The following is a 14,585-nucleotide window of genomic DNA, read 5'->3' as shown; positions in this document are numbered from 1 at the left end:
GAACCTACCAGACGAGGCCGCGCGCTGCGACCTCCTCGACGCGGGTCACAACGCCGTTGCGATGAAACACCATTGTGTCGAACAGGTTCGAGACCACGCAGGTGTGGTTCGGGATGATGCGGATTTTTTCGCCGATCTCCGGGCGCTTGCCGGTGCATCGGGACAGATCGATGACGCCATGCTCCTCTGACAGGCCTGTGATAACGGCTTGCGGGTAACCCGCTATGGTCCCGAAATCCGAAAAGCCCAGCAGATCTGATGTCAGGGCTTTGGAGCCTGCGTCGATCACCGCGCGGTCGGCGGTTGGGCGCGAAACGACGGTCGCCAACACGTGCATCGCGCAATCGTCTTCAGTGCAGTGGCCCGCCCGCACCATGGAGCGGTCGTTGTAAATGTACGTGCCTGCCCGATGTTCGGTCGCAGCCGTGACCAGATGCGCGTCGAAAAGGCTCGGGGTGCCGCCATTGCTGACAACAGGGCAGTCGATACCGACGCTTCGCAGGAGTGCAAGCGTTTCGGTTGCGAAGCGCTGGACGTCTGCAGCACCGCCTGGTTTCGGATAGGTCAGAAGGCCGCCGAAGACGAGGCTGGGCACTTTGGCTATCCGCTCGGCGAGTGCTGCTGCCTCGGCAGGCGTCTGGACCCCGCAGCGACCGCCACCGGTATCGCATTCGACCAGCACCGTCAGCGGCTTGCGCGCGGCGAAATGGGCCGCAAGGCCGTCAACCGTCACCGCGCTGTCGGCAACCACCTTGAGCGCGGAGATGCGCTCATGCAGGGCGGCCAGCCGAGCAAGCTTCTCCGTGCCTAGAATATTGAAGGTGATGAGGATGTCTTCGAACCCCGCCGACGCAAAGACTTCCGCTTCGGTGATCTTCTGGCAATTGATGCCCTTGGCGCCGGCAGCAGCCTGGGCCCTGGCAAGTGCCGGTATCTTATGTGTCTTGATATGCGGTCGAAAATTCAGGTGATGGGCATCCATATAGGACTGGATGCGCGCAATATTTGCGGCAAGGCGGTCCTCGTCGATGATCGGGCGGGGCGTCGAGAGATCGACTAGGTTGTCGCCTGGTTTGGCAACGACGGCGAAGGCTTCGTTGTGGGTCATTTCAGCTTGCCCCGTGTTCCATTGCATGAGGATCGGCGATCATCGGCCAGATATCTTTTCGTGCGCGACGATAGGGTGTCTTCGCCGGATTGTTAGGATAAGGCGTACCGGCCGCGCAATAGATGATTTTCGGCGCGATCTTTGAGAAGGAGGCGAAGAAATGGTTGGTCGATTTGATCACCAGGATTTTCTTCGATGCGGGATCGATACCCATGACCGAAAACAGGCTGGGATCGAAACTCTGCGCCCGGGTCGAATTGAGAATGATGTCGATGCCATTCAGTACGATATGGGCGGAATCGCCGAAGGGAGCAAAGCTTTCGCCGAAACGCATCTCGGCGTTTCGAACGAGCTTCACCACGGTGACGATGCCGTCCACCGGATTGCCCGTACCCGGCGCCGACTTTGCACCGAACCGTAGCGGGATCGCCGCCCCTTCACCTGCCGCCATGCAGATCTGAACGGCCATCGGGTCCCAGATGGTGCCAATCGCGGTGTCTGTGGCGCCCTTTGCCAAAAGCTCTGCGAGAAGGACCGTGGCGTCGCCTGCCGTGCCTCCGCCAGGGTTGTCCCACATGTCGGCGATTACGACGGGCCATGACGTTGCGGCGAACGCTTCTGTAACCGCCTGCTTTTCATCGATCTGAGGCATGATAAACGTGCCGCGTTTCGAAAACAGCTCAAGACCGAGATCGCGCGCGAGAGCCGCACCTTTTTCGGGCTTGTCATCGGTCACGACGAGCAGCTTCGTGCCCATGTCGGGTACGTCGGCCGCCATGAAGCCATGGATGACCGAGATGGAAAGAATATCGGCATCGTCCTTTTCGATCTTCATGATCTTGTCGACGAAGGAGCGCATCGGCTCGCGCGACGTCGGATAAACGTCGATCATCCGGCAATCGAAAACTGACATGACGGGCTTTACGCGCCCCTCCAGAGTATCGACGGTGATGCGCCAGAGATCCTCGGCCCGGTCGACGAAATCCGTATGCGGAAATTCCTTGAAGTAGACGAAAATATCAGCGGCCTGAAGGCGTTTGGCCGTCAGGTGGCTATGCGGATCGAGCTCGGCGCAGATGAGAACGTCAGGGCCAACGATATTGCGCACGCGGGCAAGGATATCGCCTTCGGTATCCTCATAACCGGCGGCGACCATTGCGCCATGCAAGCCGAGCACGACTGCATCGACCGGCAGCGCGGCACGCAATTGTTCGAGCACTTCGTCGCGCAGACTTTCATAGGTCGAGCGGCTGACAAGTCCTGCGGGATCGGCCCAGGCCGCGGTACCCTCGATCAGCTCCCAGCCCTTTTGCGCGGCAACCGTGCGGCCCACGGTGATCGGCGCCGTACAGAGCGTCGGTGTCTCTGGATGCTCGCCCGGTGGGGCATAGAGAGAGGCCTCGAAAGCCCGCCGATCGATGCAGATGGGGGAAAAAGTATTGGTCTCGGTTGCGAGAGCTGCCGTAAAGATGCGCACTGGAATTGCCTTTGTGCTGATGCCATCTCAACCCATCGGGTTTGGGAGATAGCCGGTGAAGCCGGAAATCTTCCAGCGTCCCTGGTGAAGACGGCAATAGTAAAGTGTCTGCCACCGCATCACATCGCGGCTGCCGTCCGCTTTCGTCAGGCTGCCGTCGAACTTCTTCCGGACGAGCGCCGTCTCTCCCTCTATCTCGATGTCTTCAAGCGTCGTGGTGGTGAAAATGGCCGTGCGCGGGTCTTCGGCAAAGGATTGCGTTGCAAAATCCTGGGCCTGCCTTAGCCATTCGTCGCGGTAGGCGGAAAGGGTAGGAAACGCCAATCGCCATTTGTCCGGGCTGATTTCACGCTTGCCGTCGATACCGATGAAGCCGTCTTCGACGAAATCATCCTCGACCATGGACCAATCCGCGCAAAGAAATGCGTCGATATCGCGGGGCACCAGCATCTCCCATATGGCGTGGCGAGCGGCGTCGGACGATGGGAAGGGATTTTGAAACGGGTCCCGCATGCTTCCTCGCGTATTGAAATTCTTTTCATAAATGTCGTTTTTCGCTGGTCAAATTCCGCTTTCTATGGTCATTTGTCAACTTATCAAGAAAATAATTTGCAGGGATAGGCAATGTCCATCAAGCGTTATGGCACAGGTCAAAACGGCGCAGGAGGCAAGACGCTGCCATTTGCGCGGGCTGTCGAGGCCGATGGGTGGCTCTATGTCTCCGGGCAGGTCGCCATGGAAAATGGCGAGATCATCGATGGCAACATCATTGCCCAGACGCACAAGACCATCGCCAATGTACTCGCGATCCTGAAGGAAGCCGACTACGGCGTCGAGCACCTCGTCAGGGTCGGTGTCTGGCTGGACGATCCGCGTGATTTCTGGAGCTTCAACAAGATCTACCAGGAGTATTTCGGCGAACATCCCCCGGCGCGCGCCTGCGTGCAATCGTCCATGATGGTGGACTGCAAGGTGGAAATCGACTGCATCGCCTACAAGCCGAAAGGCACATGACGCGGAGCCGATAGGCGCGTCGGAGGAAGCTTTGGATGGATATTTTCTCTACACTGCAGGAAGAAAGAGGCCGGTTTTCGCAGTCTGAAAACCGCATTGCCGATATCATTCTCAACGACTTCGAATTTGCGGTGAACGCTTCGATCATCGGCCTTGCAGAGAAGGCCGACGTCTCGCCCCCGACCGTCACGCGCTTCTGTCGGCGTCTTGGCTGCGACAGTTTCGCCGATTTCAAGATTCAGCTGGCCCGGACGGCCCATATCGGCGTGCGCTATCTGAAGCCGGAATCGAAGAGCACCGATCCCGCCGATGTTGCGCAGGACATTATTGAAAAGGCGCAGAATGCGCTCTTCCTGCTTCACCGCTCGCTTGACATGGCCGCGATTGCGCAGGCTGCAGAGCGCATCTCCCAGGCGGAAATGATCTATGCCTTCGGTTCCGGCGGCAATTCGTCGATGGTCGCCAACGAATTCCAGAACCGGCTTTTTCGGTTCGGCCTGCACGTTACGGCGAGTTCGGACCATAGCATGCAGCTGATGATGGCAGCTGCAGCAAAGCCTACGGATGTGGTGATCGGGTCTTCCTTTTCCGGACGCAATGCCGAACTCGTGCGAGCCTTTACGCTCGCCCGCGAGTCAAAGGTCCCCACTATCGCGCTCACCCAGAGTGGAAGCCTGGTGGCGCAGGCCGCGGATATCGTCGTGTCGATCGACTTGCCTGAGGGCAACAATATCTACCGTCCGACATCGACGCGTATCGCCTATCTTGCCGCTGTCGACATTCTTGCCAGCCTCGTTGCCTATGCCATCCAGCCAAAGGCGACGATCACGCTCCGGCGCATCAAGCAACAGCTCGTCGCCCACCGTGACGGAGACGACCGTCAACTCCTTGGAGACTGAGAAGCAATGTCCGCGGAAGCAAGCCCAATGACCAAGACGATCGCGATCGTCACAGGCGGAGCAGGCGATATCGGCCGTGCCATCGCAGCCCGGCTCGCCGACGACCACGATATCGTCCTGCTTGTCGACATCGATCTTGCCGCGGCCGAAAAAGCGGCCCGCGATCTGGGGTCGGAACAGCGCTTCGTAGCCGTGGGTTGCGATGTTACCAATGTGGGAAGCGTCGCCGAGATGGCGACGCGTGCCAAGATGCTCGGGACGGTCAAGACGCTCGTCAACAATGCCGGCGCTGCCCGGGCGGTTAGCCTTCATGACACGACGCCGGAGATCTGGCGGGCCGACAACGCACTCAATCTTGAGGCGGCCTTTCTTTGCTTCCGCGCCGTCGAGGACATGTTAAAGACATCAAAGGGCTCGTTGATCAACATCTCCTCGGTCAACGGCATGAACGTCTTCGGCCATCCGGCCTATAGCGCTGCCAAGGCTGGCCTTGTGCATTTTACCAAGCTTGTTGCGGTCGAGTACGGGAAGTTCGGCATCCGCGCCAATTCCGTGGCGCCCGGTACCGTGCGGACGCAGGCCTGGAAAATCCGTGCAGCAGCCAATCCTGACGTTTTCGAGGAGGCGCGCCGCTGGTATCCGCTTCAACGCGTCGTGGAACCCGAGGATGTGGCCAATGCCGTCGGTTTCCTCGCAAGCCCGCTGGCGGCCGCGATATCAGGCGTTTGCCTTCCCGTCGATTGCGGGCTGACGGCCGGTCAGGCGGAACTCGCCCGGACCTTCTCGCAATCGGATCATTATTAAAAGCAAGAGAAAACGAGAGGAATGGATATGCAGCCGGCTTCTTATCGCCTTGAAAGTACCTGGCAACCGGATGGCGGCCCAAACGGCAGCTTCAGCTTCACCCTTTTCAATCTTTCGGACGAAGCACTTTCGGGTTTCAGCCTTGTCTATACGTCGCTTACGCGCGTCATTGATCCGAAGGCCTGCGGCAATGCAACCTTCCTGCGACGCGATGCCAATTTCCACGAATTCGCCCCACCGGCGGGCGTGACGGTCGGGGTTGGTCAGAGCTGGACCTTCACGGTGAGTGGTCTGCATCGTCCGGCCCGCCATTGCACCGATGGCGCCAAATCCGCCTATCTGACGCTCGCCTCCGGCAAGCATGTTTCTGTCGCCGTGTCGGATCTTCTACTCGAGGGCCGCGTGAGCGAGCCCCCGCCTGTTCTGCTGCCGGAAGGCAAACTCGATCTGCCCTTCGCCCTGCAGCCTTGGCCGGCCGAAATCAATGCCAAGCCTGGTGAAGGCTTTCCCGTCGTGCTTTATCCGGCTGTTGGCTGTTCTTTCGAAGAGCAGCGCGCCGTCTCGACCGCGATTTCACACTTTCGCCGACTTTTCGAGAGCGCCCATGTGCCCTTCAGTCTCTCGTCGTCTGTGCAAGGCCGGTCGTTGCGCTTTGTCAGCAATGCCGCGATTGCCAAGGAGGGCTATTTGCTGGCGTTTTCTTCGGATGAGATCAGCCTTTCCTATTCCAATGCGGCGGGTCGGCAGTATGGCCTGACCTCGCTCGCGCAATTGCTTCATGGCGCCCGCAGCAGCCCCGGCAAATTTCGCTTTCCCAACGCCGGCACGATCTCCGACGGGCCGCGCTACGGCTGGCGCGGGTGCCATCTCGACGTTTCGCGCCAGTTCTATCCGGTAGCCGATGTCACCCGGCTGATCGATATCATCGCCTGGCTGAAGCTCAACATATTCCATTGGCATTTGAGCGATGACGAGGCCTGGCGCCTGGAGATCAGGGCCTATCCGGCGTTGACGACCGCGGGGGTCTTGCGCGGGCCGGACGAGCCGATACTGCCGCAGCTTGGCAACGGTGCAGAGCCGGTCGGCGGATTCTATTCGCAGGATGACGTGAAGGCCATTGTCGCCCACGCGCGCTCGCTGAGCGTCGAGGTCATCCCGGAAATCGACATCCCGGGCCACAATGCGGCAACGCTGGTCGCTGTGCCCGAGCTAACGGACGGACAGGAAGCTCCCGAGAGCTATCACTCGGTGCAGGGCTATGCCAACAATGCCTTGAACCCGGCAGTTCCCTTTACCTACCAATTCCTCGAAAACGTCTTCGACGAAATGGTCGAACTATTCCCGTCCGCCTATATTCACATCGGCGGCGACGAGGTGGCAGACGGCTCCTGGCTTGCGTCGCCGCTGGCCAAGAAGCTGATGGAGGAAGAGGGTATCTCGGGGACCTTCGCGCTCCAATCCTACTTCCTCAAGCGCATCAAGGAGATGCTCACCGCGCGCGGGCGCAAGCTTGCCGGCTGGAACGAGGTTGCCCATGGCGGCGGCGTCGGTGCGACGGATACGCTGCTAATGGCCTGGGAGAACCCGAAGGTCGGTATCGAGCTCGCGCGGGAAGGCTATGACGTCGTCATGACGCCGGGGCAAGCCTACTACCTCGACATGGTACAGGCGGAGGCATTTCAGGAGCCAGGGGCAAGCTGGGCAGGCACCGTCCCGCCGGCCCATACCTATGGCTACGAAGCGGAAGGGGATTTTCCGGAGGAGTTGAAGGACAGGATGAGAGGGGTGCAGGCCTGCATCTGGTCGGAGCACTTCCTGTCGCGCGGTTATTTCAACCGCCTCGTCTTCCCTCGTCTGCCGGCAATCGCCGAAGCCGCCTGGACGCCCAAGGCAGCGAAGGACTGGCAGCGTTTCGCCGCCATCGTACCTCTTAGCCCAAGTTTGTAAGGTCCGGCCATGCGCATTGCAGTTGGTGGAATTCACACGGAGTGCAGCACCTATTCGCCGGTGCTGATGGCAGTGGAGGACTTCCGCGTCATGCGCGGTGCGGAGCTCCTCGGCTCGGATTATTTCAGCTTCCTTAAAGCCGACGGCATCGAGCATATTCCCCTCATTCACGCCCGCGCTATTCCGGGCGGTCCGGTCTCGCGCGTGGCCTACGAGGCCTTCAAGACCGAGTTCCTCGATCTCTTGAAAGCGGCTTTGCCTCTCAACGGGCTCTATCTGGCCATGCACGGCGCAATCAACGTCGAGGGGATGGACGATGCTGAAGGCGACTGGATTTCGACAGCCCGCACGGTTGTCGGGCCGGATTGCCCCATTGCAGCAAGCTACGACCTGCATGGCAATGTCAGCCAGCGCATCATCGATCAGCTCGACATCTTCGCCGCGTACAGGACAGCCCCGCATATCGATGTTCGCGAGACGATGGTGCGTGCCTGGTCGATGCTGATCGAAGCGGTGAGAACGGGTTGGCTGCCCGGCATCGCCTGGGCGCCGGTCCCGGTGCTGCTGCCGGGGGAATGCACATCAACAGAGGACGAGCCAGCCAGGAGGATTTACCTGGGGTTGCCAGAGTTCGACAAGCAGACCGGCATTCTCGATGCCAATCTGATGATTGGCTACGTCTGGGCGGACGAACCCCGCGCGACCGCTTGTGCCGTCGTCACGGGCGTCGATAAGGCCGCAGCATCGAAGGCGGCGGAGGAAATCGCGTTTTCCTATTGGGCTGCGCGCGAGGATTTCGGCTTCGGTCCGGTCACCGGGCCGTTGGACGAAATGCTCGATATTGCCGAGCGCGCTTCAACGTCGCCAGTCATCCTTGCCGATTCCGCGGATAATCCGACGGGCGGCGGCGTCGGAGACCGGGCGGATGTGCTGCGGGAACTGATCGCGCGCGATTTTCAAGGCGCGCTGTTGGCCGGTATCACCGACAGACCGGCTGTCGAAGCCTGCTTTGCGGCAGGAATCGGCCGGATAGTCGAGCTTAAGATCGGCGGCAACCTCGATCCGGCTAGTTCGCCGGTTTCAACCGAGGCGGAGGTGATCTTCCTCGACGATCCAGGCACGGAGGCCGCACGGCAGGCAGTCGTCCTGACGGGTGGCATTGCCATCGTTCTTGCCGCCAGGCGGCGTCCCTATCACAATATCGAGGACTTCAGCCGTCTCGAGCTTGATCCGAAGTCCGTGCGGCTGCTCGTCGTCAAATCCGGCTATCTTTCGCCGGAGCTGGCGCCGATCGCCAATCCCAACGTGATGGCGCTGACGAACGGCGTGGTCAATCAGGACATCGAGGGCCTCGTCAGCAAGCGACGCATGCGTCCGGCCTTCCCGTTCGACCGGATCTTCGAATATCAACCGAAAGCCCGCTTCTCGGCGCGCTGGAAAGACTGAGAACCGGGCTTTGGCGGCTTCCGGCTCAGGGGCGAAGCTGCTAAAGCCCTACCGCCCGGACGAACCGGGCATGTACATTCCCGTCCCTATCGACCCATGGCCGCTCTCATCCCCGATGTCTTCCGCAACCCGACGATCCGGGTCAGCATGCTTGCGATCTTCGCTTACGGATTTGCAGGCGCTGCAACCTCGCCCTATCAATCGGTGATCGGCATTCGCGAATTGGGCCTCAGCAACGGGCTTTACTCCGCGCTGATCTTTGCGGCGGCCGCCGTCAACGTCATCGTCAGCGTTCTCGTCGGCAATCTTGCCGATCGGCTCGGCGACTATCGCTCGATGATGTTGTCCGTCACCGTATTCGGCGTGCTTGGCTATGGTGTCGTCTATCTTTTCCCGACACAGCCGACATTTGTCCTGAGCGCCCTCTTCCTGTTGCCAGTGTACAACGCGCTGAATTCGCTGCTTTTTGCCAATGTCCGAGCCACCGCCAAGGGCATGGCCCGGCACGAGGTTGCGACGGTAAATTCCGGCGTGCGGGCAATGATTTCGCTATCCTGGGTCCTTGTTCCCGGGATCACCGGTGCGCTTCTGTCGCATGCAAGCAGCATGTTGCCGGCTTATCTTTTTGCCTGTCTTGCCTGCACCATCTGCCTGGGGTTGATTGCCGGCTTTCTGCCTCGACAAAAGGGAACGGGCGAACATGCAAGGGCCCATCTTTCCCACCTCGCAGCGCTCGGCGAAGTCCTGTCACCGAAAATTTTCATACGCCTGATCGCCATCGCCTTGATCTGTAGCACATTGCACATCAGTGCAGCCGTCCTGCCGCTGATCGTGACGGGGGCGGCACATGGAACTGTGACTGATATCGGCGTGCTGGTCGGCATCGTTGCCTTCCTCGAAGTCGTCTTCATCGTTGCCTGGGGGCGCCTTCAGCGTTCTATGAGCAACGTGACCGCGTTGGCAATCGGCACCACCATCTATGTCGCCTACCTTGCGCTGCTCGGCTTTGCTTCCGCGCCGTGGCACGTCTACGCCCTGACGCTGATCAGCGGCGCCGGGGCAGCAGCGTTGATCAGCATTCCGATTACCTATTTGCAGGATTTGATCGCCGAGCGGCCGGGTCTCGGCAGCGCGCTCATTTCAGTCAATCTCTTTCTAAGCGCCGGGCTGAGTGCTGTCCTCTTTGCGATTGGCACCGGTATCAGCAGCTATTCCGGGACCGCGATAATCGGAGCGGCAGCGGGAGCAGTCGGCATGTTACTGCTCCTGCTGCTTGACGGAACGAAAGGACTTCGCTGATTGCCGAGTGCGTCTAGGCGCGCTCCTCCCAGATTTTCGCAAGTTCGACCAGCGTCCTCACTGCTCTTTCCATATCCTGCACGCTGATCCATTCGAGCGGCGAGTGAAAAGCGTGGCCGCCTGCAAAGATGTTTGGGCAGGGCAGGCCCATGAACGACAGCCGCGAACCATCGGTGCCGCCGCGAATGCTGCCGCGCACCGGCACCATGCCGGCGCGCCGGACTGCCTCGATGGCATTATCGACGATCTCGGGGTTGCGGTCGAGAATGACCTTCATGTTGCGGTACTGCTGCTTGACCGCAAAGTTGTAGGAAGAGCCGGGATAGTCCGTCATGACCTCCTTGACGATCGTCTCGAGGACCGTTTCCTTGGCGGCCAGGCCCTCGTCGTTGAAGTCGCGGACAATAAGGCTGAGGGCCGCCTTTTCCATCGAGCCGCTCACGCCAGTTGGGTGAATAAAGCCTTGTCTCCCCGTTGTCGTTTCAGGCGCTGCTTCCTTCGGCAGGCGGCTGATGATCGCCCCGGCGATCTTGATCGCGTTTTCCATCTTTCCCTTGGCAAAGCCCGGATGTATGGCGACCCCCTGGATGGTGATCTCGACACCATCCGCCGAGAACGTCTCATCTTCGATATGGCCGGCGGTTTCGCCATCGACGGTATAGGCGAACTGCGCATCCAGCTTTGCCAGGTCGACCTTGTCTGCTCCGCGCCCGACTTCCTCGTCCGGCGTGAACAGAAGCTTGATCGTTCCGTGCTTGATCTCGGGATTGTCCATCAGGAACTGGGCGGCCGTCATGATTTCGGCAAGGCCGGCCTTGTCGTCGGCGCCCAGCAGCGTCGTCCCGTCAGTCGTGATGATGTCATTGCCGATCTGGTCACGCAGCGCCGGATTGTCGCTGAGGCGAATGATCTGTTGCGGGTCGCCGGAAAGCTTGATGTCGCTACCACTGTAGTTTCGCATCACTTGCGGCTTGACGTTTGTGCCAGTGAAGTCGGGTGCGGTATCCATGTGCGAGCAAAAGCAGATTACCGGTACCGGCTTTTCAACATTCGATGGAATAGTTGCATAGACGTAGCCGTGCTCGTCGAGATGAGCATCGGATAGACCGATCTCCAATAGTTCCTCCACCAGCACCCGGCCAAGGTTCCTCTGCTTTTCGGTGGTGGGCTGCGTCGATGACTTGGGGTCCGATTGGGTGTCGATGACGACGTAGCGGAGAAAGCGATCGGTAACGGTGTCGGTCATGGTGTCAAATCCAATATATGCGGCCGGGCCATCGACTGTAGCCTTCGTCGGCGCCACAGCCAAGCCCCTTGCCGGAATGGCAAAAACATACAATATACATACATTGCAAATCGAGCTTGGCACTGTCATGAATGAGCGGAAATCGAGTTTCTGGACGCCGTCGATAGCGAGGGCCGATGGGCCCGTCTATCTGGCGATTGCCGATGCGCTTCAAGCGGACATCCGCTCCGGTCGCCTGCCATCGGGTACCCGGCTACCGCCACAGCGCTCGCTCGCTGAAGCATTGGGTATAGATTTCACCACGGTCACGCGGGCTTATGCCGAAGCACGGAGGCGCGGGCTGGTGGACGGACGCGTGGGGCAGGGGACCTACGTTCGCCAAGGCCGTATGACCACGCTGCGTCCCGCCCCGGCAGGGCTCGTCGACATGAGCATGAACCTGCCGCCGCGTTTCGACGATGCTCCCCTGACGGCCCGCATGTGGGAGGGCGTGGGCGCGCTTGAGGCGGAGGGTGGGCTCGAGCTCTTGCTGCGCTATCAGCAGCCGGGCGGGGCGGCGCGCGACCGTGAGGCGGGGGTAGCGTGGCTGGCAAGCCGGCTTCCGGGGGTAAGCGTCGAGCGCCTGCTTGTCTGTCCCGGCGCGCAAGGTGCCTTGCTTGCCGTTGTAAGCTTGCTCGCCGCGCCGGGCGATACGGTCTGCGCCGAGGCTTTGACCTATCCGGGCTTTCTATCCGTTGCGGCCCAACTTCGGCTCAATGTCGCAGGTGTTGCGATCGACGAGAACGGTATCCTCCCCGAGATTTTCGAGCAGATCTGCATCACGCACAAGCCCAGAGCACTGTACTGCAACCCGACGATCAGCAACCCGACGACAATTACCCTGCCGCTTGATCGTAGACGGAAACTGCTGGAGATTGCGGCGCGATACGAGGTTGCCGTCATCGAAGACGATGCATATGGCGCACTGCCGGTCGCCCCGGTTCCCCCGCTTGCAGCGCTGGCGCCGGAGAGGGTCTATCACATTGCCGGACTGGCAAAGTGCCTGTCGCCGGCTCTGCGTATCGCCTATCTCGTCGTCCCCGATCTCAGGGCCGCGGCGCGCCTTGCCGGCGTCATCCGGGCGACTGCCGCGATGGCATCGCCGCTGACGGCGGCGATTGCCAGCCGATGGATCGAGGACGGAACGGCCGAGGCGGTGCTCGGAGCGATCCGCCGCGAAGCCAGGGCCAGGCAGGCGATCGCTTCAAAATTGCTGCCCGACGGCGCCCTGTTGGCAGACCGGGAGGGCTTCCATGGCTGGCTTCGGCTTCCCTCCGTCTGGTCCCGTGGCGAGTTCGCTGCCAGGCTCCGGTCCGCCGGTATCGGCGTGGTCGCGAGCGATGCTTTTGCACTCGGCTCCGCACCTGAAGCCGTGCGCCTTGGCCTTGGTGCTGCCGAAGATCACGAGCATCTGCGCCAGAGCCTCGGGATCGTCGCCGACCTGCTGGCGCAGTCACCGGTCGTCTCAGCCACGGTCGTCTGATCTGTCAAATCGTCGCAGCGACATACAATCCGCGTATTGTGTGCATACAATATTTGACAATCCATGCAATCTGATCTATCTATGCTGTAACGTCGTGGATCCAGCGCCCTATGGGACGCGTGTTCGGCGTTATGCTTTGCAACGACACGCATGGTGCGCTTCGCCGGCGAGGCTTCGACAAGGACAAAGCAAATGTCATCCGATGACACATGGCCGCCGCTCCCACCCGTCCAGACCGGCATTCGCGGTCGCTGCCCGCGCTGCGGTCAGGGGCATCTGTTCAGCGGTTTCCTGACACTCAGGCCATCTTGCGAGGTCTGCGGCCTGGACTATTCATTTGCCGATCCTGCAGACGGCCCGGCTTTCTTCGTGATCTGCTTTGCCTGCATCCCGAGCGTCGCCCTTGCGCTCTGGATCGAGGTCGCGTTCAACGCGCCCTATTGGGTCCATATCTTCACGACCCTGCCGTTCATGCTGCTCACCTGCATTCCGCCGTTGAGGCCGCTGAAAGGTTGGCTTGTCGCGAGCCAATATTTCTACAAGGCCGAAGAAGGCAAGCTTGCAGGCGCGAACTCGCACCATGTCGAGCCGACGATCCCGGCGCGATCCGCCTGACCGCAAGCAACCATCTATTTGCCGGCTGACAAGCTGTGCTGGACGGCTGCATACATACCGGTGGTGCGGAATTCGGTCGGGGTGATGCCGTACACCCGACGAAATACCTTCGAGAAATAATTGGCGTCATCGAAGCCGGAGATGATTGCCACCTCCTTGACCGGCAAGAACGCGGCGTTGGTCAGAAGCTTGGCCGCCCGCTGCATGCGTTGCTGCAGCACGAATTCCGCCGGCGGCATCCCTTCGCTTTCCGTAAAGACGCGTGAGAAATGCGCGCGGCTGAGGCCGCTGATGCCGGCCAGCTCCTCGACGGAGAGGGCCCTTTCGAGATTTGCGCGGATATGGTCGATTACTCTCTGCATCACACTCATGTCGGCTTCGAAGGCGTGGGAGCCAAAGACGTCGTCATAGAGCGCCATTGCCGCCTCATAGGCGATTGCGGAGGCCTTGGCCGGCGTCGACGCCTCGCGGATCAAGCGCAGGCTGCAGTCGGCGACATGGTCGATCGTGGCCTGTTGCAGTCGCAATAGCGGGCCGGCCGACGCAAGAATGAGGCGATGGATCCGCAACGCCTCCTCGCCGTTCATCGAGAGCCAGAAATACTCCCAGCGCTGGTTCTGCTCAAGCCAGTAGCGGTGATTGTGGGGCACCAGCACCAGCAACGTGTCACCTGCCGTCAGTCTGTAGTTACGGTTCTCGTATCGTAGCCGGCCCTCGCCACCGATCGTGTGCTGCAGTACCGTGAAGGCTGTTTGCCCGCGCTTGCGACCATCCCAGTCATAGGTTTCGTTCTGACGGATTTCATAGCCGGCGCTGGTCGGCATGGCATGCAGCCGGTGCCTGCCCCGCGGCAGGGAGACCGTCCTCATGATCGGGCCGTTGGCGATTAAGTCCTGCAGCATAAAATTACCCTCGAAAGCACAATCGTTCTCTGTTCGGCCGAATGATTATAGGCATAATTCCGCTTCGGCGACAGAACCCACTTCTGCGGCGGAGCGGCCGTGGCAAAAAATCCGAATTCGAAAACCCCTACACGGCCCGGCTGGTGAAGGCCGCGTTCGAGGTAGCCTGACATTTACGCGCGGAGACATTGATGACAGCCAACCCCAAGATCACCTTCATCGGCGCCGGCTCGACGGTGTTCATGAAGAACATCATCGGCGACATCCTGCAGCGCCCGGCGCTGTCGGGTGCGAGGATCGCCCTGA

At 60.4% G+C, this 14,585-nt stretch carries 14 protein-coding genes; 9 read left to right on the top strand and 5 right to left on the bottom strand.

Going from position 1 to position 14,585, the window contains the following annotated elements:
• Positions 1–4: 4 nt before the first annotated feature.
• The 3 genes from CPY51_RS09680 to CPY51_RS09670 are packed head-to-tail and all read right to left on the bottom strand — an operon-like array spanning position 5 to position 3,098.
• Positions 5–1,108, bottom strand: a complete 1,104-nt coding sequence (locus CPY51_RS09680) for a D-TA family PLP-dependent enzyme (protein WP_111160038.1) — start codon at positions 1,106–1,108, stop codon at positions 5–7.
• A 1-nt stretch (position 1,109) separates the two neighbouring features.
• Positions 1,110–2,585, bottom strand: coding sequence for a M81 family metallopeptidase (locus CPY51_RS09675; protein ID WP_111160037.1), 1,476 nt, complete (start codon positions 2,583–2,585; stop codon positions 1,110–1,112).
• 27 nt (positions 2,586–2,612) lie between these two features.
• Positions 2,613–3,098 carry a hypothetical protein gene (locus tag CPY51_RS09670; RefSeq protein WP_111160036.1) on the bottom strand — a complete coding sequence of 162 codons (486 nt, stop codon included), beginning with the start codon at positions 3,096–3,098 and terminating at the stop codon, positions 2,613–2,615.
• Positions 3,099–3,209: 111 nt separating this feature from the next.
• On the opposite strand from CPY51_RS09670, the gene CPY51_RS09665 reads away from it, so the two are divergent.
• The 6 genes from CPY51_RS09665 to CPY51_RS09640 all read left to right on the top strand — a co-directional run bounded on the left by CPY51_RS09665 (position 3,210) and on the right by CPY51_RS09640 (position 9,994).
• A complete protein-coding gene (locus CPY51_RS09665; RefSeq protein WP_111160035.1) occupies positions 3,210–3,599 on the top strand; it encodes a RidA family protein in 390 nt (129 codons plus the stop codon).
• 35 nt (positions 3,600–3,634) lie between these two features.
• Positions 3,635–4,498, top strand: a complete 864-nt coding sequence (locus CPY51_RS09660) for a MurR/RpiR family transcriptional regulator (RefSeq protein ID WP_111160034.1) — start codon at positions 3,635–3,637, stop codon at positions 4,496–4,498.
• A gap of 27 nt (positions 4,499–4,525) precedes the next feature.
• Positions 4,526–5,302, top strand: coding sequence for an SDR family oxidoreductase (locus tag CPY51_RS09655; protein WP_111160091.1), 777 nt, complete (start codon positions 4,526–4,528; stop codon positions 5,300–5,302).
• A 27-nt stretch (positions 5,303–5,329) separates the two neighbouring features.
• The gene (locus CPY51_RS09650; protein WP_111160090.1) at positions 5,330–7,249 is read left to right on the top strand and encodes a beta-N-acetylhexosaminidase; all 1,920 of its coding nucleotides are present in this window, start codon (positions 5,330–5,332) and stop codon (positions 7,247–7,249) included.
• Between the two features lie 9 nt (positions 7,250–7,258).
• The gene (locus CPY51_RS09645; protein ID WP_111160033.1) at positions 7,259–8,695 is read left to right on the top strand and encodes a M81 family metallopeptidase; all 1,437 of its coding nucleotides are present in this window, start codon (positions 7,259–7,261) and stop codon (positions 8,693–8,695) included.
• 96 nt (positions 8,696–8,791) lie between these two features.
• On the top strand, positions 8,792–9,994 hold the full coding sequence (locus CPY51_RS09640; RefSeq protein WP_111160032.1) for an MFS transporter: 1,203 nt from the start codon (positions 8,792–8,794) through the stop codon (positions 9,992–9,994).
• A 13-nt stretch (positions 9,995–10,007) separates the two neighbouring features.
• Here CPY51_RS09640 and pepT read toward each other — a convergent pair whose 3' ends face one another.
• Positions 10,008–11,240 carry a peptidase T gene (gene pepT, locus CPY51_RS09635; RefSeq protein ID WP_111160031.1) on the bottom strand — a complete coding sequence of 411 codons (1,233 nt, stop codon included), beginning with the start codon at positions 11,238–11,240 and terminating at the stop codon, positions 10,008–10,010.
• Positions 11,241–11,367: 127 nt separating this feature from the next.
• Between pepT and CPY51_RS09630 the strand changes: the two genes are divergently transcribed.
• Both CPY51_RS09630 and CPY51_RS09625 read left to right on the top strand, forming a co-directional pair.
• Positions 11,368–12,762, top strand: coding sequence for an aminotransferase-like domain-containing protein (locus CPY51_RS09630; RefSeq protein ID WP_111160089.1), 1,395 nt, complete (start codon positions 11,368–11,370; stop codon positions 12,760–12,762).
• 192 nt (positions 12,763–12,954) lie between these two features.
• On the top strand, positions 12,955–13,377 hold the full coding sequence (locus CPY51_RS09625) for a DUF983 domain-containing protein (RefSeq protein ID WP_111160088.1): 423 nt from the start codon (positions 12,955–12,957) through the stop codon (positions 13,375–13,377).
• A 14-nt stretch (positions 13,378–13,391) separates the two neighbouring features.
• Here the strand turns inward: CPY51_RS09625 and CPY51_RS09620 are convergent, their stop codons facing one another.
• Positions 13,392–14,279, bottom strand: a complete 888-nt coding sequence (locus CPY51_RS09620; RefSeq protein WP_111160030.1) for an AraC family transcriptional regulator — start codon at positions 14,277–14,279, stop codon at positions 13,392–13,394.
• A gap of 191 nt (positions 14,280–14,470) precedes the next feature.
• On the opposite strand from CPY51_RS09620, the gene CPY51_RS33790 reads away from it, so the two are divergent.
• The coding region (locus tag CPY51_RS33790) for a family 4 glycosyl hydrolase (protein ID WP_146260092.1) at positions 14,471–14,585 on the top strand (115 nt) is incomplete at its 3' end.

Source organism: Arminella tubonensis, assembly GCF_003240585.1.
In the GTDB taxonomy this organism is placed as follows: Bacteria; Pseudomonadota; Alphaproteobacteria; order Rhizobiales; family Rhizobiaceae; genus Rhizobium; species Rhizobium tubonense.
This window is presented reverse-complemented; position numbering and strand designations above follow the sequence as displayed.